Source organism: Romboutsia sp. 13368 (assembly GCF_018336475.1).
In the GTDB taxonomy this organism is placed as follows: Bacteria; Bacillota; Clostridia; order Peptostreptococcales; family Peptostreptococcaceae; genus Romboutsia.
Genome location: NZ_CP048741.1, coordinates 2,202,943 through 2,205,393, shown reverse-complemented (window position 1 = coordinate 2,205,393; position 2,451 = coordinate 2,202,943). Strand labels below are relative to the sequence as shown.

1 protein-coding gene is annotated in these 2,451 nt (G+C 28.2%); it reads left to right on the top strand.

Going from position 1 to position 2,451, the window contains the following annotated elements; genetic code table 11:
• Positions 1 to 75 precede the first annotated feature (75 nt).
• The gene (locus G3997_RS09195; protein WP_296645481.1) at positions 76 to 2,322 is read left to right on the top strand and encodes a Lon protease family protein; all 2,247 of its coding nucleotides are present in this window, start codon (positions 76 to 78) and stop codon (positions 2,320 to 2,322) included.
• The last annotated feature ends 129 nt before the right edge of the window (positions 2,323 to 2,451 follow it).

Genomic DNA, 2,451 nt, shown 5'->3' with positions numbered 1-2,451 from the left:
AAATATATTATATAACTCAACTTTTACAAGCTAGTAGTCATAGAATATATAAAATGATAGAAGGGGGGAGGGGCAATGTTACATTTTAATAATACATCTGAGATAGAACCTCTAGAAGGTATACTAGGTCAAGAGAGAGCTATAGAAGCTATGGAAATAGGATTAAAAATAGATAACCCAGCTTATAATATGTATTTAGCAGGAGATTCAGGTACAGGTAAAACAACATATGCATTGAATGTTTTAAATAAATATGCAGAGAAAAAAGGTAACCACAAAGATTGGTGCTATGTTTATAATTTTGAAAATAATAGAGAACCACTTATAATTGGGCTTGAGAAAGGGTTGGGTAAGATATTCAAAAAAGATATTGAAAAACTTATAGAAACTTTATTAGATGAATTAAGAGATGCTTTTGAGAGTGAAGATTTTGAAATAGGCAAAAACCAACTAATAGATGAATTTGAGATAGAAAAAGATGCATTATTGAAAAAAATAAAGAAATATGCAGAAGAAAAAGGATTTAAATTAAAAAATAGCAAGGTTGGAATGGTATTTATACCTATAAATGAATCTAAGGAAGATGAAGAAGATGATTATACAGATGAAGAGTTCTATAAAGTAAAAAGAGACTTAGAAAATGCTGCAATACAAGTTGCGTATAAAATTAGAGACTTAGAAGATGAGGCTAAAGAAGCATTGTTAGATTTAGAAGAAGAAGTTGCAAAATACGTTATAGACCCTCATATTGAATCGCTATTAAATAAATATAATAGCTATGATAAGGTAAAAGTTTACTTAAATAACATGAGAGATAATATTTTAGAGTATGTGTACTTATTCTACATGGATGAAGACGAATTAAAAGATAAATATGATAAAGAGCACTTTTTAAAATATAAAGTTAATTTATTTGTTGATAATGGAATTGATAGAGAGAACAGTAAAGCTCCAGTTATAGTAGAAATAAACCCAAGCCCATCTAATTTGTTTGGTAAGGCAGAATTCGATTACTATAATGGAAATGTAAAAACAGACTTTACAAAATTGATACCAGGTTCAGTGCATAAGGCAAATGGGGGGTATTTAGTTTTATATGTTGACCAGCTTTTAAGATATGGCTTATCTTGGGATATGCTAAAAAGAGCTATTCAATCAAGAGAAATAGGAGTAGATACTCAAACTGCTATAAAGCCTGAAAGTATGCCAATAGATATTAAAGTAATATTAATAGGTAGTAACTATATGTATAATCTACTTTATAATTATGACCCTGATTTTAGTAAATATTTTAAAATATTTGTAGATTTTGATAATGAAATGGACAAAACTGAAAATAATGAAGATGGAATAGCAAGATTTATTGCATGTCAATGTAATAAAAATAATTTAAAACATTTTACTTATGAGGCTGTTGAAGAAGTTATAAAATTTAGTACTAGAATCTGTGGTGACAAATATAAACTTTCAACTCAATTTAATAAAATACTAGAGGTTATAGTTGAAGGTAGTGCATGTGCACAAATTAGAGGAGTTGACTACGTAGAAAGATTAGATGTCCAAAAAGCAATATTAGAAAGAAAGAAAAGATTAAATAGAATAGAAAATAAAATGGATGAATCATTAGAAAATGGATTTACGCTTATTGAAACTCATGGAAGTAGAGTTGGAGTGATGAATGGATTATCTGTTCTTAGCACCGGTGAGTATTCATTCGGAAGACCTTCTAGAATAACAGCTATAACTAGCCCTGGAAATAAAGGTATACTTAATATAGAAAGAGAAGTTAATATGAGTGGGCCTATACACAATAAAGGTGTACTTATATTAGGTGGATATCTAGCTGAAAATTTTGCTCAAGAGTTCCCTCTTTCTTTAAATGCTAGTTTATGCTTTGAACAGAACTATGGTGGGGTTGATGGAGATAGTGCTACAGGAGCTGAATTATACGCTATTTTATCATCATTAAGTAAAATACCTTTAAAACAAAGTATAGCTGCAACAGGATCTATGAACCAAAAAGGAGAGATACAAGTAGTTGGAGGAATAACTGAAAAAATAGAAGGTTTTTATTCAACTTGTAAAAAGCAAGGATTAAGTAATGATCAGGGAGTAATAATACCTAAAAATAATAGCAGAAACTTAGTTTTATCAGATGAGGTAACAAAAGCTATAGAGGAAGGTAAATTTACTATATATACAGTTGAAACAGTAGAGGAAGCTATAGAAATATTAACTGATGTAAAATTTGATGAAATAAAAAGACTAGTAATAGAAAGATTAAAATCTTTTTATGAACTACAAAGTTCATTTAAAAAGTAGTTTTATATAAATTATTAATGGGTAAAATAATAAGAAGGTAAAATGTGTAAGCTTTTACCTTCTTATTTTATTTAAGAGATAAAAATATTTTATATAAATTAATTGATATAAATAAATAGATAAGGAATG